This is a genomic window from Ruegeria sp. CK1 (genome assembly GCF_056536545.1).
The window spans coordinates 391,008-409,238 of the sequence record NZ_JBQFPX010000002.1 but is presented as its reverse complement, the minus strand read 5'-3'; the positions used below and the strand labels follow the sequence as shown (position 1 = coordinate 409,238).

18 protein-coding genes are annotated in these 18,231 nt (G+C 55.6%); 10 read left to right on the top strand and 8 right to left on the bottom strand.

Annotated features, from left to right (window positions below; all coding sequences use genetic code 11):
• Window positions 1-109: 109 nt before the first annotated feature.
• Window positions 110-1,258 (top strand): acetylornithine deacetylase, encoded by a 1,149-nt coding sequence (gene argE / locus ACR0L3_RS08585; protein ID WP_480745286.1) that lies wholly within the window; start codon window positions 110-112, stop codon window positions 1,256-1,258.
• Between the two features lie 285 nt (window positions 1,259-1,543).
• Here argE and ACR0L3_RS08580 read toward each other — a convergent pair whose 3' ends face one another.
• The 5 genes from ACR0L3_RS08580 to ACR0L3_RS08560 all read right to left on the bottom strand — a co-directional run bounded on the left by ACR0L3_RS08580 (window position 1,544) and on the right by ACR0L3_RS08560 (window position 5,895).
• Window positions 1,544-1,906 (bottom strand): cupin domain-containing protein, encoded by a 363-nt coding sequence (locus tag ACR0L3_RS08580; protein WP_480745285.1) that lies wholly within the window; start codon window positions 1,904-1,906, stop codon window positions 1,544-1,546.
• 98 nt (window positions 1,907-2,004) lie between these two features.
• Window positions 2,005-3,042: an extracellular solute-binding protein gene (locus tag ACR0L3_RS08575; RefSeq protein WP_480745284.1), complete on the bottom strand. Its 1,038-nt coding sequence runs from the start codon at window positions 3,040-3,042 to the stop codon at window positions 2,005-2,007.
• A 19-nt stretch (window positions 3,043-3,061) separates the two neighbouring features.
• Window positions 3,062-3,871: an ABC transporter permease gene (locus tag ACR0L3_RS08570; protein ID WP_480745283.1), complete on the bottom strand. Its 810-nt coding sequence runs from the start codon at window positions 3,869-3,871 to the stop codon at window positions 3,062-3,064.
• 3 nt (window positions 3,872-3,874) lie between these two features.
• The gene (locus tag ACR0L3_RS08565) at window positions 3,875-4,804 is read right to left on the bottom strand and encodes an ABC transporter permease (protein WP_480745282.1); all 930 of its coding nucleotides are present in this window, start codon (window positions 4,802-4,804) and stop codon (window positions 3,875-3,877) included.
• Window positions 4,804-5,895 (bottom strand): ABC transporter ATP-binding protein, encoded by a 1,092-nt coding sequence (locus ACR0L3_RS08560; RefSeq protein WP_480745281.1) that lies wholly within the window; start codon window positions 5,893-5,895, stop codon window positions 4,804-4,806. Before ACR0L3_RS08560 ends, ACR0L3_RS08565 begins: the two co-directional genes overlap by 1 nt.
• Before the next feature lie 424 nt (window positions 5,896-6,319).
• Here ACR0L3_RS08560 and dusA point away from each other — a divergent pair, with 424 nt between their 5' ends.
• The 5 genes from dusA (at window position 6,320) to ACR0L3_RS08535 (ending at window position 10,552) form a co-directional block, all read left to right on the top strand.
• On the top strand, window positions 6,320-7,315 hold the full coding sequence (gene dusA, locus ACR0L3_RS08555; RefSeq protein WP_480745280.1) for a tRNA dihydrouridine(20/20a) synthase DusA: 996 nt from the start codon (window positions 6,320-6,322) through the stop codon (window positions 7,313-7,315).
• 39 nt (window positions 7,316-7,354) lie between these two features.
• A complete protein-coding gene (locus ACR0L3_RS08550; protein WP_480745279.1) occupies window positions 7,355-8,179 on the top strand; it encodes a sulfite exporter TauE/SafE family protein in 825 nt (274 codons plus the stop codon).
• A complete protein-coding gene (locus ACR0L3_RS08545) occupies window positions 8,176-8,958 on the top strand; it encodes a hypothetical protein (protein ID WP_480745278.1) in 783 nt (260 codons plus the stop codon). The genes ACR0L3_RS08550 and ACR0L3_RS08545 overlap by 4 nt, the downstream gene beginning before the upstream one ends.
• A 160-nt stretch (window positions 8,959-9,118) precedes the next feature.
• Window positions 9,119-9,391 carry a DUF3303 domain-containing protein gene (locus ACR0L3_RS08540; RefSeq protein ID WP_480745277.1) on the top strand — a complete coding sequence of 91 codons (273 nt, stop codon included), beginning with the start codon at window positions 9,119-9,121 and terminating at the stop codon, window positions 9,389-9,391.
• 432 nt (window positions 9,392-9,823) lie between these two features.
• Window positions 9,824-10,552 carry a SpoIIAA family protein gene (locus tag ACR0L3_RS08535; protein ID WP_480745276.1) on the top strand — a complete coding sequence of 243 codons (729 nt, stop codon included), beginning with the start codon at window positions 9,824-9,826 and terminating at the stop codon, window positions 10,550-10,552.
• Window positions 10,553-10,828: 276 nt separating this feature from the next.
• Here ACR0L3_RS08535 and ACR0L3_RS08530 read toward each other — a convergent pair whose 3' ends face one another.
• Genes ACR0L3_RS08530 through ccmI form a run of 3 tightly spaced genes read right to left on the bottom strand, consistent with a single transcriptional unit; the run spans window position 10,829 to window position 12,756 of the window.
• A complete protein-coding gene (locus ACR0L3_RS08530) occupies window positions 10,829-11,056 on the bottom strand; it encodes a DUF1289 domain-containing protein (protein WP_480745275.1) in 228 nt (75 codons plus the stop codon).
• Between the two features lie 18 nt (window positions 11,057-11,074).
• Window positions 11,075-11,539 carry a Holliday junction resolvase RuvX gene (gene ruvX, locus ACR0L3_RS08525; RefSeq protein WP_480745274.1) on the bottom strand — a complete coding sequence of 155 codons (465 nt, stop codon included), beginning with the start codon at window positions 11,537-11,539 and terminating at the stop codon, window positions 11,075-11,077.
• The gene (ccmI, locus tag ACR0L3_RS08520) at window positions 11,536-12,756 is read right to left on the bottom strand and encodes a c-type cytochrome biogenesis protein CcmI (RefSeq protein ID WP_480745273.1); all 1,221 of its coding nucleotides are present in this window, start codon (window positions 12,754-12,756) and stop codon (window positions 11,536-11,538) included. Before ccmI ends, ruvX begins: the two co-directional genes overlap by 4 nt.
• A gap of 195 nt (window positions 12,757-12,951) precedes the next feature.
• Here ccmI and ACR0L3_RS08515 point away from each other — a divergent pair, with 195 nt between their 5' ends.
• From ACR0L3_RS08515 to ACR0L3_RS08500, 4 genes are all read left to right on the top strand, one after another.
• Window positions 12,952-14,196 (top strand): sarcosine oxidase subunit beta family protein, encoded by a 1,245-nt coding sequence (locus ACR0L3_RS08515; RefSeq protein WP_480745272.1) that lies wholly within the window; start codon window positions 12,952-12,954, stop codon window positions 14,194-14,196.
• A gap of 75 nt (window positions 14,197-14,271) precedes the next feature.
• On the top strand, window positions 14,272-14,601 hold the full coding sequence (locus ACR0L3_RS08510; protein WP_480745271.1) for a sarcosine oxidase subunit delta: 330 nt from the start codon (window positions 14,272-14,274) through the stop codon (window positions 14,599-14,601).
• A 43-nt stretch (window positions 14,602-14,644) separates the two neighbouring features.
• Window positions 14,645-17,659, top strand: a complete 3,015-nt coding sequence (locus ACR0L3_RS08505) for a sarcosine oxidase subunit alpha family protein (RefSeq protein WP_480745270.1) — start codon at window positions 14,645-14,647, stop codon at window positions 17,657-17,659.
• Window positions 17,652-18,218, top strand: a complete 567-nt coding sequence (locus ACR0L3_RS08500; protein WP_480745269.1) for a sarcosine oxidase subunit gamma — start codon at window positions 17,652-17,654, stop codon at window positions 18,216-18,218. Before ACR0L3_RS08505 ends, ACR0L3_RS08500 begins: the two co-directional genes overlap by 8 nt.
• The last annotated feature ends 13 nt before the right edge of the window (window positions 18,219-18,231 follow it).

The window sequence follows — 18,231 nt, the reverse complement described above, 5'->3', positions numbered from 1 at the left end:
TCCTAACCGGTGCTTCGCCATTCTAGGATTTATGTTTTAAGTGGTTTGTGTAGGCTGATCTCCAAATTGGATGCGCACTCGACTGATCGGTTATGCAGGCTCTACTCGAATGACAGAAACCCTTGATATTCTGGAAAAACTGGTTGGCTTCGATACCGTTAGCAAAAACTCCAATCTGGGCCTTGCCGCATATGTTGAAGGGTATCTAGAAGCGCGCGGATTTGCGGTTCATCGAATTACGGACCCCGGCGGGGAAAAGACTGGGCTGTTTGCAGAAAAAGGCCCAGATGGCGACGGAGTGTTGTTGTCCGCTCACACAGATGTTGTTCCGGTTGAAGGCCAAAGCTGGACTAAAGACCCCTTTCGTCTAACCCGTGAAGGCAGCCGTATTTATGGGCGCGGGACGACCGATATGAAGGGGTATGTGGCCTCTGTCATGGCGATGGCTGATCGAGCTGCTGGCGTGGGCCTGCGTGAACCTCTCAAGATCGTGCTTTCCTATGACGAAGAAGTGGGGTGCGTCGGCATTCAGCACATGCTGGACAGATTGGCCCCGATGTTGGGGCAGCCGCGCGCTTGCTTTGTGGGCGAGCCTACCGAAATGCAGGTCGCCACTGGGCACAAAGGTAAAGCCGCGCTTCGCGCAGTGTGTCATGGGCAAAACGGACACTCAGCGATGGCGCCGAATTTCGTCAACGCGTTGTATTTGGCAACCGATTTCATTGGAGAACTGCGGCACTTGCAGAAGACCTATGCAGAAAGCGGAAACAGCGACCCAGCTTATTCGGTGCCTTATACGACCTTCCATGTGGGGATGATGTCGGGCGGTAAAGCATTAAACATTGTCCCGGATCGAGCCGAGTTAAACTTTGAATACCGCCATCTTGCCTCTGATCACAGTCGAGACATCCTGCGCCAGATTCAGGATGCGGCGGGCAGGGTCGGAGCGAAGTACAAAGACACATGTGCAGAAGTCCGTGTCGAAGTTGAACAGTACAACGCTTACCCAGGATTAGATGTCTCCGAATCCGATGCAGTGATTGCCTACGCTCAAAAACTGGCGCAGAGCAATGCAACCACCAAGGTGGCCTTTGGGACTGAGGCCGGGTTCTTTAGCGAATTGGGTATCCCCACGGTCGTCTGTGGGCCGGGGTCAATGGAGGGACAGGGCCACAAGCCAGACGAATACCTAGAGATCGGACAACTCAGCGCCTGCGACGCGATGATGGACCGTATCCTCGCCGACATCAGCCACTGAAACCCGTCATGAACCTGTTCCGTGACCTTACTTCCGTTGACGCCCTCGGTATTTTGGGGTCGGGGATTATTATTTGCGTCTACTATCTGGCGACGCGCAGTATTCTTCCGGCAGAATAAATCGCGCTCAGCGCTTGGAACATCTTGGGGGGCGTTGGTTATGCTTTCCCCAATCAATCGGCCCAATCCGGATGCCATCGTAATTGAGGTCATGTTCCTTGGCATCGCTTTTCTTGGCGATACCGAGAAACCTGCGCCGCACAAAGTAATTGGTACCGCGCCTCTGTTACGCTGCAATCATATAAAACTTGCGCAGGGTTTGGGTGATTTCCCAGGTGCATGGTGTGCCTTTGGGAATGAAAAACGTGTCGCCCGCCGTAAATGTCTGCGGTGAACCATCTGCGTCGGTCAGGGTCACTGAACCCGAGATCACCGTCATCATCTCGTCCACGGGATAGGCCTCGATGACTTCGCGGCAGGGCGCGCATTCCCATACACCAACCGAGATTTCTTCGTTCTCGCTTTCGAAAAAGCTGCTGATGGTCTCCGTCTTGTCTTCCGTAGTGAAATCGCTTTCCGCCACCAGGGATGAAGGAACAAAGCCGGTTTCAGGGTTCCCGTCTGGTAGCAAGTGAAGTGGCTTTTTCATCTTATTGTTCCCTCTATGCGGCCACTGTAGCCATGAAAGAAAATAGCCCTCCGATCAGAAGAAACTGGGCCGGAGAGCCACTGTTCAGAAGAATAGGATTACTTCTTTAGGTTGGTCCAGATCTGGTCGTAGACGGCCTGAACTTCCTCGGAACATACTTCGATAAAGACCCCAGGACCCGCATCTGCGTGAGGGTTCTTTTCCGGCTGAGTTGCCAACGCCGGGTCCACGAAGCTTTCCGTCCCAGTTATACCTGCATTGTATTGCGCGAAGTTTGTTACAGCTGCAATGTTCTCAGGTTCCAGCAGGAAATCCATGAAGATCAACGCGTTTTCGCGGTTGGGCGCATCTTTCAGCAGCACAACGTTGTCCATCCACGCGATGTACCCTTGCGTCGGGTAGGCGTATTCCACGTTGGCACCTTCTTCGCGCGCCTTTGCCGAAAATCCGTCGTAGATTTGACCGACGGCTGCGTCACCAGAGACCAGAACCTCTTTTGCTGTATCCGAGTTGAATGAGGCCCAATGCTGTTTCGCCTCTTGCAGCATGTCGTTCAGCGCTTTCAGCTGTTCGCGGTCGCTTGAACATTGCGGGATACCCATGTGAAGCGCGGCCATCGCCATAACCTCACCCTGACTGTCCAGCATGTTAATCCGGCCCTGCAGTTCGGCTGGTGGGTTGAACAGGATGTCGGTGGTTTGGATGTCACCATCATAAGCATCACGGTTAACGGCGAAACTGGTCGAGCCCCACTGATACGGAATCGAAGACTGCCGACCCGGGTCAAAATTGGGATCTGCCCATTCCGGCGCAATGTTACCTTTGTTCTTCAGTTCACCGTCGGCGATCGTATCCAGCATGCCTTCGCCAGCCATGATCGCCACCATATAGTCGCCGGGTACGGAAACATCATAGGTGCCAATGCCGCCCGCCTTCAGTGACGCCAGCATCGCTTCGTTGGAGTCGTAAGTATCCATTGTTACGTTGATACCGGTCTCTTCGGTGAATTTATCCAGCAACTCCTGCGGTATGTATTCGAACCAGTGGTAAACGACCAATTCACCTTCGGCTGCAACTGCATTGGCTCCTAAGGTCAGTGCAAGGGCTGCGGTGCCGCTTTTCATCAAGTGTTTCATGTGTCTCTCCATCTGTTGGTTACTTGGTGTTGTCAGATTTGCTGACAAAATAGCTGATCGTAACCATCACGACGGACACGCTCAGCAACATGGTCGAAATTGCCATGATATTTGGTTTGATCCCTTGCTTGACCGACCCGAAGATCGCGGTCGGCAGGGTCTCGACGCCTGCGCCTTTCACGAAGTTGGTGATGATGAAGTCATCAAGGCTGACGATAAAGGCCAGAAGAAAGCCCGAGATGATGCCGGGCATCATCAACGGCAGAAGGATCTTCATGAACGCTTGCCGCTTGGTGGCGTAGAGGTCGAGCGCGGCTTGCTCATAGCTGTCTTCAATACCCTGCATTCGTGCAGAGATCGGCAGATATGCAAATGGGATGCAGAAGGCGATATGGGCGAGAAGGATGGTCAGTAGACCACGTTCGAATCCGATTGAGTTGAAAAAGATCAGGGTTGCGACGGCCAGAACAATCTCGGGCACCATGAGGGGCAGGCTGATCAATCCGAAGGACACGGTACGAAAGCGAAATTTGCCGCCGCGCACCATGCCAGTAGCGGCCAGCGTGGCGATGGTAGTTGCGACGGTTGCTGCGACAATCGCGATGATGAAACTGTTTTTGGCAGCCGTTTTGAATTTGCCACTTTCAGGCCCGGTAAATACGTCAACGTACCAGCGTAACGACACACCTTCCCAGTTGGTCAGGGACTGTGATGCATTGAAGCTGTAGACCGTAACAACCACCAGTGGCGCGTACAGCACCACGAGACAAAACAGCGTCATTGCCTTGAAGCCGGTGTAAGACTTGATGTCGAATTGCTTACCTGCCATCGGTCAACCTCCGGCCTTGTCAGCTTTGGCTTGTTGCCGGGCTGAGAACATCAAGATGATCAGAACCATTGTCAGTAGGATCATTGATGCCGCTGCCCCGAAGGGCCAGTTACCTGCATTGCCTTTGAACTGTTCTTCGATCAGTGAGCCGATCATGAAGTTCTTGGCACCGCCCAGCAGGTCAGGTGCCAGGAACGAACCCATAGATGGGACAAAGACCAGAATGCATCCTGCAAACACGCCCGGTTTGACGGCGGGCAGCAGGATGCGGCGCAGTGTTGTCCACTTGCTTGCATAAAGATCCGCCGCTGCCTCAGACAAGGCAAAGTTGTAGCGTTCAACTGCGGCATAGATCGGCAAGACCATGAAAGGCAGGTAGGAATAGAACAAGCCCAATTGAACTGCGAAGTTGGTGTTCACGATATGCAATGGGCTGTCGATCAGGCCGATGTTCATCAGGAAATCGTTCAGAGGTCCCTGATCGCGCAACAGGAACTTCATTGAAACAGTTCGGATCAGCAGATTCACCCAATAGGGGATCGTGATTAGGAACACCCAAATCGGGCGCATGTGCGCTGGGCGCGTGGCAATGAAGTAGGCCGTCGGGAACCCGATGATGAGGCTCAGAATCGTGGCCACACCAGCCTGCCAGATCGAACGCCAGAAGATTGCAATGTAAGTCCACTCGATCTTCGGAGGATCATCCCCAAACAACCCGCGATCGAAGAAGAATTGATCATAGGCGGCCAGAGAAAATTCCCAGATCACGCCGCCTCGGAACTCTTTCGTCAAGAAAGAGTAGACCAGCATCATGATCACAGGTGCCAGCACGAGAATGGCCAGCGTGACCCAGGCGGGTAGCAGCAACCACGTGCGCGCCTCTTTGTAGGTATCGGTGGTTGCGCTGCCGCCGCTTGCCGCACCCGCCGCCATCAGTCCGCCAAGAGGCGCGCAGCCCCCAGCTCCATGTTGACGAACATCTCGGTGCCAGGCTCGAAGATACGCTTGTTCCCGCGATCCGAGTTTGACGTACGGACGACAAAATCGGGACCTTCATCCAGATGCACAATGGTGGTGATGTCGGTGCCGACAAAGATGTTTTCTTTAACCCGTCCGTGCAGCCCTTCAGCTTCAACTGGTTCGGATGACATGTAAAGGCGCTCAGGACGGATCGACATGTGGACTTTGGCCCCAGCGCCAATCCCGTCGACCGCATTGCATGTCAACTCGTGACCGCCGCCAAGGTGGCACGTCGCGCGGCCGTTTTCGACGCCGTCAACCGAGACTTCGAGCAAGTTCGTCTCACCAATGAAATCGGCCACAAACATATTGTGTGGGCGTTCGTAAATGTCGGTTGGCGTTCCAAGCTGCTGCATCTCACCTGCCGACATCACGGCAATGCGGTCGGACATGGTCAGTGCTTCTTCCTGATCATGCGTCACGAAAATAAAGGTGATCCCAGTTTCACGTTGCAAGTGCTTCAGCTCAAGTTGCATCGCTTTGCGCAGTTTTAGGTCCAGCGCGGACAGCGGTTCATCCAGCAGCAAGACTTTGGGTTGTGGCGCAAGCGCGCGGGCCAATGCGACACGCTGTTGTTGTCCACCCGACAGCTGACTTGGTTTTCGCGCCGAAAACTGGCTGAGTTGCACCAGTTCCAGCATCTCGTCTGCTTTCCTGAGTGCGTCGGACTTCGACGCCCCGCGCATTTCCAACCCGAACGCCACGTTCTCGAGTATGGTCATGTGCGGAAACAGGGCGTAATTTTGAAAAACCGTATTCACCGGTCGTTTGTTCGGCGGCAAGTCTTCGATTTCGTCGCCAAATAGGAAGATTGCGCCTTCGGTTACGTCTTCGAAACCGGCGATCATGCGTAACAGCGTTGTCTTGCCGCAACCGGATGGGCCCAGAAGCGTGAAGAACTCATTGTCCATGATTGACAGCGAGATTTTCTTTAGCGCGGTGAAGTCACCATAGCGTTTAACTGCATCCCGTACGTCAATCGCGATCTGTTCTGTGTCGGACAAGCTCGCCTCCATATACACCGCGAAGTCACAATCGGGTATATACGGGTCGTGCAGTCCTCTTAAGAATTGACTTCCTCATCAAATATTAGGATTAGCCTAATCATTTAATTTTTTGTATTAAAATCAGCGTTTTGAGTGTGGTTTGCCTGCTTTGGCAGCAAAAAGAAAACTCTAGGGTCTTGAGCGTATATCCACCGTTTGCAGTCGTTGTATCTGCTTGCAATTAATGTTTGCGACGATCGCGAAATTCCGCACTCTCGATAGCGACCGTAAATCGACGGTTAGAAACCTCTTTATTCAGGCTGCTGTTCTTGCCTTTTGGATGTGCTACACCGCCGCTTACTCGAATCAAGTTCCCTCGAAATTGAGGCAACAATCCGAAGGATGTTCTGTAAACTATTTGCAGGTACCTGGAGCGAACGCTTTGAAAACTAACGCACGAGCAGCTGCGCGTTTAAGCGTGGCACCTATGATGGACTGGACGGATCGGCACTGTCGGCAAGTGCACCGGATGCTGAGCGCACAGACTCTGCTCTATACCGAGATGGTCACGGCACCTGCGTTGGTGCGTGGTGGGGCAATGCATTTGCTGAGCTACGGCCCAGAGGAGCATCCGATCGCGCTGCAACTGGGCGGTTCGGATCCGCAGGAATTGGCGCAGGCGGCAAAGTTAGGCGCGGACGCTGGTTACGATGAGATCAACCTGAACTGCGGCTGCCCTTCGGATCGGGTGCAATCGGGGACATTTGGCGCGGTGATGATGAAAGATCCCGCTCGGGTGGCCGAGTGTGTAACCGCAATGCGTGAGGCGGTCGATGTCGAAGTGACCGTGAAATGCCGTATCGGCGTCGATGACCAAGACCCAGAACAGGTCCTGCCCGAGTTTTTGGAGCAAATCCAAGCGGCAGGGTGCGAGCGGGTAACGATCCACGCGCGCAAAGCGTGGCTTCAAGGGCTCAGCCCTAAGGAAAACCGGGATATTCCCCCATTGGACTATGATTTGGTTCACCGGATGAAAGCAGCGTCTCCCGATCTGCATATTTCGATTAACGGGGGGATTACCTCGTTGGAGCAGGCGCAAACTCATCTTGAGGCCGGCCTGGACGGTGTCATGATCGGGCGTGCGGCCTATCACCAGCCAACCGATATTCTGGTCGAAGCTGACCCTTTGATTTTTGGAACCGGCGAGGCTGCTGATCCGATTGAAGTCGTTCAAAACATGGTGCCCTATGTTGAGGCGCACCTTGCTGCGGGTGGTCGCTTGCATCAGATCACTCGTCATATGCTGGGCCTGTTTGCCGGACGTCCGGGCGCACGGGCGTGGAGACGTGCGCTGTCCGAAGGTGCAGTGCATGAGGGTGCCGGCCCCGAAGTGATGCTGCAGGCACTGGAACGAGTTGCGCCTCTGGTCGAGGCCTGAGTGAACTAAAATACGGCCCATGGCCGGGATGGGGGTAAGATGCCCGAGGCAGTTTTGTTGGCCCAGATGCTGGGCCTTTTGCTTGTGATCGGGGCGTTTGCCGGTGTGCTGGCCGGTATGCTGGGAGTCGGCGGCGGCATCGTTCTTGTGCCTGCTTTTTTTCACGCTTTTCAGACGCTTGGATACGGGGGGCCACAGCTTATGCAGCTGTGCCTTGCCACATCTCTGGCCACCATTATCGTAACTTCGATGCGGTCCGTGTTGGCGCATAACAAAAAGGGCGCTGTGGACTGGGATATTTTACGCGGCTGGGGGCCAGGTATCGCCATTGGCGCAATCGTCGGTGTGATGGTGGCGTCAGCGCTGCGAACCGAGGTTTTGCAAGCGCTCTTCGGAGTTCTGGGTATGGTCATCGGGGCATATATTGGCCTCGGTAAATCCGAATGGAGGCTGGGTGATGCGATGCCAAAGGGTGTTCGCCGCGCGGTTTTGTCTCCATCGGTGGGTTTTCTTTCCGTGCTTATGGGGATTGGAGGGGGCAGTTTCGGCGTGCCGCTCATGAGCCTGTTTAACACTCCCATTCACCGGGCCATTGCAACGGCGGCGGGGTTTGGAGTGATCATTGCGGTGCCTTCGGTGCTGGGTTTTCTGTTTTTCAGCATCGCTCCGCAACACCGCCCACCTTTAACAATTGGGGCGGTGAATCTGATCGCTTTCGCAATCGTCGTCGCAATGACGATGATCACTGCGCCATGGGGGGTAAAGCTCGCCCATGCTATGGATTCCAAGCCGTTGAAACGCGTTTTTGCGGTGTTTCTGACGCTGGTGGCGCTGAACATGTTGCGAAAGGCGGTGGGGCTGTGAGCGGTTTCCACGAAAAGGGTTGGATCAAGTTTCCGTATGATCCAAAGCTGGCGGAGTGGGTGGGGTATGCCCTGCCTGCGGCACGCGCTTCGGTCACCGATCCGGCCCATGCCGAATGGTTGGACTGCGAAGGTACGTGGTTCATCGGTGTTGATGCCTTGGACAACGACCAGCAGGGAAGGGTGGGACACTCGGGTCCATTGTCCGGAAAAGCCATGGAGTTCATTTTTGAGCAGTATGGAGAAATCCCGCTGCACAAAGGACAAGTTTCGGTGATCTACCCCGGCTACCCACGCCCCCGGCTTGGCGAAAGCGAAAGTGCTGGACGTTATCGATTGAAACGGGATGCCGCCCACGTGGATGGGCTGCGGCCCACAGGACCGGATCGACGACGACGCGTGGATGAACCCCATGCTTGGATTTTGGGCATTCCATTAAACGACGCGAGCGCCGACGCTGCCCCGATGGTGCTGTGGGAGGGCAGTCACAAGATCCTTCGAGAGGCTTTCGAACGAGCATTGCGTGGACATCACCGCGACAACCTGCATCAAGTCGACATCACGGACATTTATCAGGCCGCCCGTCGCGAGGTCTTCGAAAGCTGCCCGCGAATAGAATTACCTGCCAAACCGGGTGAGGCTTACTTGCTGCATCGCCATTGTTTGCACGGAGTTGCACCTTGGAGTGAGGGTGCATCGGCGGGCGAAGATGGTCGAATGATTGCCTATTTCCGCCCCGAATGCCCCGGGGGCGTAGCCGAATGGATCGAATCTGCCTAACCCCCTGCTATTATTATGATTTGGAGCAAACGGCGGTTATGCGAACGAAAGCGGCCTACTGCTTTTAGAGTGTTTACTGGGTTTCGAGTTTGTCAAATCATCCACATAATCTAACGTATGACCAGTATAGAGGTGCAAATTTAGATTTTTGGAGACCCAAATGCTTTTTATGGTTCATGTAAATGTAAGCCCGGAAAACCGAGACGCGAACTATAAGCGCCTAAAAGAAAAGGAAGGGGCAGTGGATGTGCCCGGTACTCGGGTTGTAGGTATCTGGTTTGCAGTTAGCCAGCTAGAAGGCTGGACGATAGTTGAAGCTGACAGTGCCGCAGCGCTAGGAAAACTCCTGCATGATTGGACCGACCTGAACGTTAACACAGTAGTTCCTGTTCTATCCCTCGATGAGTTCACAAAAGAATTCGAGGGCGATTAACGTTTCTGTTGGCGTGGCCCCAACCTTCGTCGGATTTAATGCCGTCATTCAAGGATCAATAATAAGGGGTAGTTTTTGGCTTTTAGAACACTTGCGGCAGCGCTAATCCTGGCGCTATTCGGATCACAAGCACTTGCGCAAACACTTTAGGATCCAACTCTTCCAGTTAGGCAAGTAGATGAAAGTGCAGTCTTTGGCACACAACTGTCTGGAGTGAGTACAGCGCTGGTTATCAGCACTGAACAACTGCCGGAGCCAGATGTACAATTGCTGGCGAACATGCTTACTGCTTCGTGTGGCGCCAAAATTGGATTCTCTGGCATTAACGTAGACTGGGGTGAAACCTCTTCGCACTTTGAGGAGGGGCCATTCGAAGACGGGTGGTCGATGAAAACTTCTGGTAGAGAAATTCCACAATAGGGAGGGTTTTAGATGATTACGGTCCACACCAATTCCGATGGCGCATTGCTAGAAGTCGAGTTGTCTGGCGAGGTGACCAGCGCCGATTATAGAGAGGTTTTAGTCCCGGCGATTGAGGCTGCTTTGGCGGATCATGACACGGTGCGTCTGCTTGCCGTGGTGCAACCCGAATTCAAGGGCTACGACCTAGGTGCGGCATGGGCGGATACGAAGCTGGGCCTAAGCCATTGGCGTGGGTTTGATCGCATTGCGGTGGTGGCGGAACAAGGTTGGGTTCAGACCAGTGTCCGACTGGCGGCTCCGATTCTTCCTTGCCCTGTTCAGGTCTTTGAGCTCTCCGAGTTGGAACCCGCGCGTCGCTGGATGCGTGAGTCATTGGGAGCTATTCATATAATTGATCTAGGCGGTCCATGCGTTCAGATCAGCTTGTTGGGAAAGCTGGACCCTAAAGAATATGTGCGTGCTGAACTTGATCTGGACAATCTGATGGAGGGAAAGGACAGCTTCCGCTTACTCATCGACCTGCGGGAGTTTGACGGGTGGCAGGGTTTGACGGCCCTTGCGTCGCATTTTCAATTGGTTCGAAAGCATGTCGGATTGCTGGATCGTGCAGCGATAGTAGGGGATAAAGCCTGGCAGCATATGGCACAGCGTGTGGCCAGCCATATCCTGGGTGCGAGAACTCAGTTCTTTGCATCCGATGAGTTCGAAAATGCCAAGTCTTGGTTGTCTGCTGGGTAAGTGTGCAAACGTTCCCGTATTCTACGTAATGACTTTACGTTGACGTAAGGTAACGTAGCGCAGTGGCGTTCTAATTCTTGATCAATTGGTAAAATACGCGTTAACCAATGCATGCTCTCCAGGCTTACCACTTCTGGAGAGCGCAAATACCGAAGAGCGCCGCTGTGGCCTGCCACTCACTCACCACAAGAGTTCGAACTTAACCCCCTCGAAGTTCCAACCGGCCTGCAGCGGCGCAGGCTTCACAGGGATAACATTCTAGTAAACGAGCTGAGGTTATTTTAGACGCGCAGCGCGACCGCCCCGTCGTTTTGATAGCTGAGGCGCGCGCGAGGGTAGGTCTTCCATGATCTCTGCACGCTCGGCGCTGTCCATTTTTGACCACCGGGAAATCTCGTCAATTGTGCGATAGCATCCGGTGCAGATGCGTTCGGTCGGGTGAACAACACAAATCTGGACACAAGGGCTTTCGACCTCATTCCTCTGCCAAACCATGTTCGTCATTGCCGTATCCCGTCGCAACTAGAGAAAGCGCAGCCTATCCAGCGCTCCCTGCAGAATATAGCCAGCCGCAACGTGATCGATAACCTGTCCGCGACGTTTTCGTGTCGTATCCGCCTCAAGCAGTGCCTTTTCAGCCGCAACTGTGCTTAGGCGTTCGTCCCAGAAACCAATGGAAACTTCGGTCAGACGCGACAGATTTCGCGCAAATGCACGGGTCGACTGACAGCGGGGACCTTCGGTGCCGTCCATGTTTTTGGGTAGGCCCAGAATGATCCCGCCGATCTCGCGGTCAGCAATGATTTCGAGCAACCGAGCAGAATCCAGAGTGAATTTTTTGCGGCGCACGGTTTCCAAAGGGCTGGCCACGCCACGCATCCGGTCTGATACGGCGACACCGATGGTTTTTTCGCCTAAGTCCAGACCCATCAGGGCGGTCATTGGCGGTAGGGCAACAGCGAATTCTTCTAATTCTTCGTAAATCATTGCGCGATTCCGGCCTGCAACGCGGCGGCGTCGATGATTTCCAGTGCCTCAGCGTTTCCAGAAAACACTTCCATGGCCTCGTTCTTTATGTCGATTGCTCGCTGGCCTTCGCCCAGAACACCCAGAGCGTTGATAAGGCGGGCCCAATCTTCGGGCGGGCCGCCTTCGGTGGCCAACCGATCGGACAACTGGTTGACCATGCCTTTGATCATCTCTTGGCGCTCTTCTGGGGTCAGTGCGGCGGCGGCGTCAATGTCATCCTGACTAGGTCCTGGCGCGGCTGGGATGTTAGGTGCGTTGAACACACCGGCGCGGAAGGCCAGTTCATCCAGCTGCGCGCGGATCGCGTCACTCCAAGGCGCACCGGCAGGGGCATCACGGAGAGTATCAACCCAAATGCGATATCCAATGTCCGGCCGCCCAACTTGCACCATCATCTGCCCCAGATAATATCGCGCTGGCCCGTGTCGCGGATCGCGTTGCAATGTCTGACGCAGTGCTTCTTCTGCTTCGGGTGAGACATAACCACCGACGGACAGGATCATCATCTCGGCAAGATGCGAATAGGCATCTGCTGGGGCGGCATCGCCAGACAGTTCTATCACACGCTGTTGCGCTTGATACGCGGCGGGAAAGTTGCCCGCGTTCGCCTCGTGCTGCGCCAAAAGTATATGACCTTGAAGGTCGTCTGGGCGCGCTGCAACTGTGTCGCGCAACTGGTTTAGAAGATTGGCGTAACTTTCATCCAGTTGTGGCAATTGCGTAGGTGGCGCATTCGCTTCCGCCTCGGCTTGGGTGGGGCGTTCGGCGCGTAGAATCTCGGCCTGTTCTAGGCGCTGCGTCAGTGGTTGGTCGGGTAGTCCGGCTGCGCCCATCTGGCGATACATCCCAACGGCGCCACCCACCACTATCATAGCAATAGCGGTAAAGGCCGCAACTGTAGCCCAGCGAGGTGGCCCGGATTGTTCGGTACCTGCTTGCATCTGTGCGTCAGCGGCCAGTATGCGGCGCGAGATTTCTGTTCGCACGCGGTCCGCGTCAGCATCACCAATGACACCGCGAGCCAAATCCCGATCCACGCTCGCCAGCTGCTCGCGATAGACGCGCAGGTCATAGGCCGCTGCGGGCTCTCGAGTTTTGCGACCACGCAGCAAGGAAAAGCCCAATATAAATGCGATCAGCAGAGCGCTAATAAGTGTCACGACCAGGAACGACATCGTATCTCCGTTGTGGATGTCCTGACTTAGACCCCTCAGCGGGTCGAAAAAAGGGACAAATGGCCGCTAGGGCTCAACATCTCGCAATAATGGACCCCATGTCGCAATAGTTCGATATTGTGGCGCTGTGCGGCAGGGTTAAACTGATCCTACACGGCATACCTGCGCCAATCACCGAACCGGATGGATTCGCCTATGAAACACTATTCAGCCTTTGCTGTGGCGCGGGAGGCCCTGCGCTATCACACCGGATGGGAGCGCGCGTGGCGTTCGCCCGAACCAAAAAAGAAATACGACGTCATCATCGTGGGTGCTGGCGGCCATGGTTTGGCTACGGCGTATTACCTAGGTAAGAACTACGGCATCCAGAACGTTGCCGTTATCGAAAAAGGCTGGTTGGGCGGTGGTAACACCGGCCGGAACACGACCATTATCCGGTCGAACTATCTGCAGGATCCGTCGGCGGCGATGTATGAAAAAGCACGCAGTCTGTATGAAGATCTGAGTCAGGAACTGAACTACAATATCATGTTCAGCCCCCGCGGTGTGATGATGCTGGCGCAGACCCAGCACGAAATCCGTGGCTACCAGCGGACGGCGCACGCCAACGCTCTGCAAGGGGTCAAAACCGAATGGATTACACCCGAGCGGGTGAAGCAGCTGGTGCCGATCATTAACCTGGATGGCCCGCGCTATCCGGTACTTGGTGCCCTGTGGCAAGAGCGCGGAGGAACAGCACGGCACGATGCGGTGGCTTGGGGCTATGCGCGCGCCTGTTCCGCGATGGGTATGGACATCATCCAGCAGTGTGAAGTCAAAGGTGTCCGGTCCGAGAATGGCCGTGTCGTCGGAGTCGATACCACCAAAGGTTCGATTGACTGCGAGAAGCTGGGTATCGTGGTCGCGGGCCATTCCGGCCAGTTGGCCGAGATGGCGGGCTTCCGTCTGCCGCTTGAGGCGATCGCCTTGCAAGCCTTGGTGTCCGAGCCGATCAAACCCTGCATGGATGTGGTCGTGATGGCCAACACTGTGCACGGTTATATGTCTCAGTCCGACAAGGGCGAGATGGTGATCGGTGGGGGCACCGATGCATTCAACAACTACACCCAGCGCGGCAGCTTCCACCACATCGAGGAAACTGTGCGAGCACTGGTCGAAACCTTCCCGATGATCTCGCGCCTGAAGATGCTACGCCAGTGGGGTGGGATCGTCGACATGACCGGCGACCGCTCGCCCATCTTGTCTACAACGCCTCTGGGCAACTGCTTTATTAACTGCGGCTGGGGTACCGGTGGCTTCAAGGCTATTCCTGGCTCGGGTTGGGGGATGGCGCAACTGATGGCTACGGGCCATTCGCCCCTGACTGAAGCCTTCTCGCTGGACCGCTTTAAAGAAGGCCGGTTTATCGACGAAAGCGTCGCCGCTGGGGTGGCACACTGACAACGCCGCTCGAGGCTTCCAGCTAACAGAATTCAGGTCGGCCTTGTTGCCGACCAACCGCCAAAAGGATGAAAAATGCTAGTCCTGACCTGCCCCTATTGCGGCGTTGATGCCGAAGAAACCGAACTGGCCGCTGGTGGCGAAGCACACCTCAAGCGCTACGGTCCTGGATCGTCGGACGATGAATTCCACGACTACCTGTTCATGCGTGAAAACCCCAAAGGCGTTCACTTCGAACGTTGGCGTCACAGCAATGGCTGTGGCAAGTGGTTCCATGTCGCACGCTGCACTCAGACGCTCGAGGTTTTCGGAACGTATTCCGCCCAAACCACTGAGCCGCCGCAAGAAATCAAGGACGCGATCACTGCAAAGCGCCCTGGCTGGTCGTGGAGAGAATACGAATGATCCGCGCCGCCATCTGTAATTCCGTCTGCGAAAGGTCCGCACCATGAGCACCCGTCTCGCAAAACAAGGTCGGCTGATTGACCGGTCGAAACCGGTTAACTTCAGCTTCAACGGCACCTCTATGCAGGGGTACGAGGGCGATACGCTCGCCTCGGCCCTGTTGGCCAATGATCAGATGATGATGGGCCGGTCGTTCAAATATCACCGTCCTCGTGGCGTGGTCGCCAGTGGCGCGGAAGAGCCGAACGCACTGGTCGGACTAGGGCAGGGCAACCGGTTTGAGCCGAACCAGCGTGCGACCACAACCGAACTGTTCAATGGTATGACCTCAATCTCACAGAACCACTGGCCGAATCTGGAATTCGACATTGGCGCAGTGAACACGGCGCTGGCCCGGTTTCTGCCGGCTGGTTTCTACTACAAGACGTTTATTCATCCAAAACCGTTCTGGAAACACGTCTACGAGCCGTTTATCCGGCAATCGGCGGGGCTTGGTAAAGCGCCGGACAAAGAAAGCCGCGACGCTGACACCTATGAACACTTCTACGCATTCACGGACGTGCTCGTGATTGGCGGCGGTGTTGCAGGACTTCAAGCTGCGAAAGCGGCGGCGCAGTCCGGCGCCAAGGTTCTGCTTATCGAACAAACCGCGCACTGGGGCGGACGTGCTCCGGTAGATGGTGGCACGGTTGATGGTAACTCTGTGGATAAGTTCGTGGAGAAATTGGTTTCCGAACTTGAAGCTATGGAAAACGTCACCATGCGCAACCGTTGCATGGGCGCGGGCGTTTACGACCACGGCTATGTGTTGGGTTATGAACGCCTGACCGATCACAAACCGGGCACGCAAGGCCCGCGCCATCGCCTGTGGCGCATCCGCGCCAAACAGGTCGTGACCGCGACTGGAGCGATTGAGCGACCATTGTCCTTCGCAGGCAATGACGTACCGGGTGTGATGCTGGCCTCGGCCATGCGCGATTATGTCGTGAACTGGGGCGTTACTCCGGGCGAACGCGTGATCGTGGCCACCAACAATGATGACGCCTACCGCACCGCGATCATTCTGAAACAAGCCGGTGTGGACGTTCTGCGTATCATCGACGCGCGCCCAGCTGCGGGGCGTCTGGCCGACGAGGCGCGCGAATTGGGCATCCGGGTCGATCCCGGAAAAGCCGTCGCCAAAGTTAAAGGCGGCAAGCGCGTCAAGAAAGTTGCGATCTGCAACCAGGAAGGTATCGGCGGCGCCCGTGAAGAGGTCGAAGCCGATGCGGTCGCCATGTCGGGCGGCTGGTCTCCGGTCGTACACATGTGGTCGCATTGCGGTGGCAAACTGATCTGGGATGAGGCGAACGCACATTTCCGTCCTGATCCGTCACGCCCGCCTCTGGGTGCGGATGGCGAAGGGTTTGTCTTGGCGGCGGGGTCTTCGAATGGCCCGCTAACTTTGGGTGAAGTTCTGACTGATGCCCATGCAGCAGGTAAAGCCGCAGCAAAAGCAGCAGGTTTTAAACCTAAGAACACTAAGGCACCGCAGGGTGAGGTTACGGTTGAGGCGGCGATGGAGCCGGTTTGGTTGATGCCTGCCAATGCCGAAGTCGGGCTGCGCATGAAATCTTGGTTGGATTTCCAGAACGACGTTAAAGTCTCTGACGTTCAACTGGCCGCCCGAGAAGGTTACGAAAGCGTTGAACACACAAAACGTTACACTACGCTGGGTATGGCAACCGATCAGGGTAAGTTGAGCAACATCAACGGCTTGGCAATTCTTGCTGATGCGCTGGATGCGGAAATACCCAAGGTGGGCACCACCACGTTCCGTCCCCCTTACACACCTATCTCGATGGGTGCGATTGGAGGTGAAGCGCGAGGTGAAGTGTTCCAGCCGATCCGTCGGACCCCGATGCACGACTGGCACGACAAGAACGGTGCAGATTGGGAGCCGGTCGGGCATTGGCGCCGAACCTACGCCTATGTCCGCCCCGGTGAATCCGTGCATGACGCGGTGAACCGCGAGGTGAAGAACACTCGTGAAAACCTCGGCCTGCTGGATGCCTCGACCCTTGGCAAGCTTATCGTCAAAGGGCCGGATGCCGGTAAGTTCCTGGACATGCTGTACACTAACATGATGTCCACGCTGAAGGTTGGTAAATGTCGCTATGGTCTGATGTGCTCGGAAAACGGTTTCCTGATAGATGACGGCGTTGTCGCCCGGATCGACGAGGATACATGGCTTTGTCACACAACCACCGGCGGAGCGGAACGCATCCATGGCCACATGGAAGAATGGCTGCAAACCGAGTGGTGGGACTGGAAAGTCTACGTCGCCAACGTGACCGAACAGTACGCTCAGGTCGCTGTGGTTGGCCCTAACGCCCGCAAGGTACTCGAGAAACTCGGCGGCATGGATGTCAGTAAAGAGGCACTACCGTTCATGGAATGGCGTGATGGCAAGATCGGCGACTTTGATTGCCGTGCCTATCGCATCTCGTTCTCGGGTGAGCTGTCCTATGAAATCGCCGTTCCTGCCAGCCAAGGTCAGGCTTTCTGGGACGCCTTGATGGAGGCAGGCAAAGAGTTCGGTGTAATGCCCTACGGCACCGAATGTCTGCACATCCTGCGGGCCGAAAAAGGCTTTATCATGATCGGGGACGAAACCGACGGCACCGTGATCCCGCAGGATCTGGGGCTGCACTGGGCGCTGTCCAAAAAGAAGGAAGACTACCTCGGCAAACGCGCTCATTCGCGCACGCATATGGCCGATCCCGACCGCTGGAAATTGGTGGGTCTTGAGACTGTGGATGGTTCTGTCATCCCCGACGGGGCTTACGCAGTCGGCGAGGGCGTCAACGCCAACGGTCAGCGCAACATGATCGGACGGGTAACCTCGACCTATTACTCGGCCAATTTGGACCGCGGTATCGCCATGGGGCTGATCAAGCATGGCCCTGATCGCATGGGTGAGATTGTCGAGTTCCCGGGCACCGACGGCAAAACCTACAAAGCCAAGATCGTTGACCCGATCTTCTATGACAAAGACGGGGAGAAGCAGAATGTCTGAACCCATCAGTGCACTGAACCACGCCAGCTATGACGGTATCGCCAAGGTCGAAGATTGCGGCCTGCAAGGCATGATCACCCTGCGTGGTGACCTGTCCGACAAGGTACTGGCCAAGGCCGTCAAGGATGCGACCGGGCAAAAAGTGCCCGGTCAGCGTGAAGCCTTGGTCAACGGCGATACCGGCGTTTGTTGGATGTCGACCGACGAACTGCTGGTGCTGGTGCCTTATGCCGAGGTCGAGGCGAAGCTAGCAGCAATGACCAACGCTCTTAGCGGCACTCATGCCCTGGCCGTAAATGTCTCGGACGCACGAGCGGTGTTTAACATTTCGGGTGCCAGCGCACGCGAAGTGTTGGGCAAACTGGCTCCGGTCGAGCTTTCGGCTGAGGCGTTCAAGCCCGGTCAAATCCGCCGCTCGCGCCTGGCGCAAGTAGCTGGTGCGTTTTGGATGGAAGACACCGAAACTTTCCGAGTCGTCTGTTTCAGGTCGGCGGCGGATTATGTCTTCAATCTGCTGAAGGTTGCGGCGCAGCCGGGCAGTGAGGTCGGGGTGTATTGAAGCCAGAAGGCAA

What these genes read in the sequence shown, in the direction of transcription:
- ACR0L3_RS08530 (WP_480745275.1), bottom strand. Translation starts at nt 11,056, where the DNA reads ATGACGAACATGGTTTGGCAGAGGAATGAGGTCGAAAGCCCTTGTGTC.
- ACR0L3_RS08515 (WP_480745272.1), top strand. Translation starts at nt 12,952, where the DNA reads ATGAAACACTATTCAGCCTTTGCTGTGGCGCGGGAGGCCCTGCGCTAT.
- ACR0L3_RS08500 (WP_480745269.1), top strand. Translation starts at nt 17,652, where the DNA reads ATGTCTGAACCCATCAGTGCACTGAACCACGCCAGCTATGACGGTATC.
- ACR0L3_RS08570 (WP_480745283.1), bottom strand. Translation starts at nt 3,871, where the DNA reads ATGGCAGGTAAGCAATTCGACATCAAGTCTTACACCGGCTTCAAGGCA.
- ACR0L3_RS08580 (WP_480745285.1), bottom strand. Translation starts at nt 1,906, where the DNA reads ATGAAAAAGCCACTTCACTTGCTACCAGACGGGAACCCTGAAACCGGC.
- ACR0L3_RS08505 (WP_480745270.1), top strand. Translation starts at nt 14,645, where the DNA reads ATGAGCACCCGTCTCGCAAAACAAGGTCGGCTGATTGACCGGTCGAAA.
- argE (WP_480745286.1), top strand. Translation starts at nt 110, where the DNA reads ATGACAGAAACCCTTGATATTCTGGAAAAACTGGTTGGCTTCGATACC.
- ACR0L3_RS08510 (WP_480745271.1), top strand. Translation starts at nt 14,272, where the DNA reads ATGCTAGTCCTGACCTGCCCCTATTGCGGCGTTGATGCCGAAGAAACC.
- ruvX (WP_480745274.1), bottom strand. Translation starts at nt 11,539, where the DNA reads ATGATTTACGAAGAATTAGAAGAATTCGCTGTTGCCCTACCGCCAATG.
- ACR0L3_RS08550 (WP_480745279.1), top strand. Translation starts at nt 7,355, where the DNA reads ATGCCCGAGGCAGTTTTGTTGGCCCAGATGCTGGGCCTTTTGCTTGTG.
- ccmI (WP_480745273.1), bottom strand. Translation starts at nt 12,756, where the DNA reads ATGTCGTTCCTGGTCGTGACACTTATTAGCGCTCTGCTGATCGCATTT.
- ACR0L3_RS08565 (WP_480745282.1), bottom strand. Translation starts at nt 4,804, where the DNA reads ATGGCGGCGGGTGCGGCAAGCGGCGGCAGCGCAACCACCGATACCTAC.
- ACR0L3_RS08540 (WP_480745277.1), top strand. Translation starts at nt 9,119, where the DNA reads ATGCTTTTTATGGTTCATGTAAATGTAAGCCCGGAAAACCGAGACGCG.
- ACR0L3_RS08575 (WP_480745284.1), bottom strand. Translation starts at nt 3,042, where the DNA reads ATGAAACACTTGATGAAAAGCGGCACCGCAGCCCTTGCACTGACCTTA.
- ACR0L3_RS08535 (WP_480745276.1), top strand. Translation starts at nt 9,824, where the DNA reads ATGATTACGGTCCACACCAATTCCGATGGCGCATTGCTAGAAGTCGAG.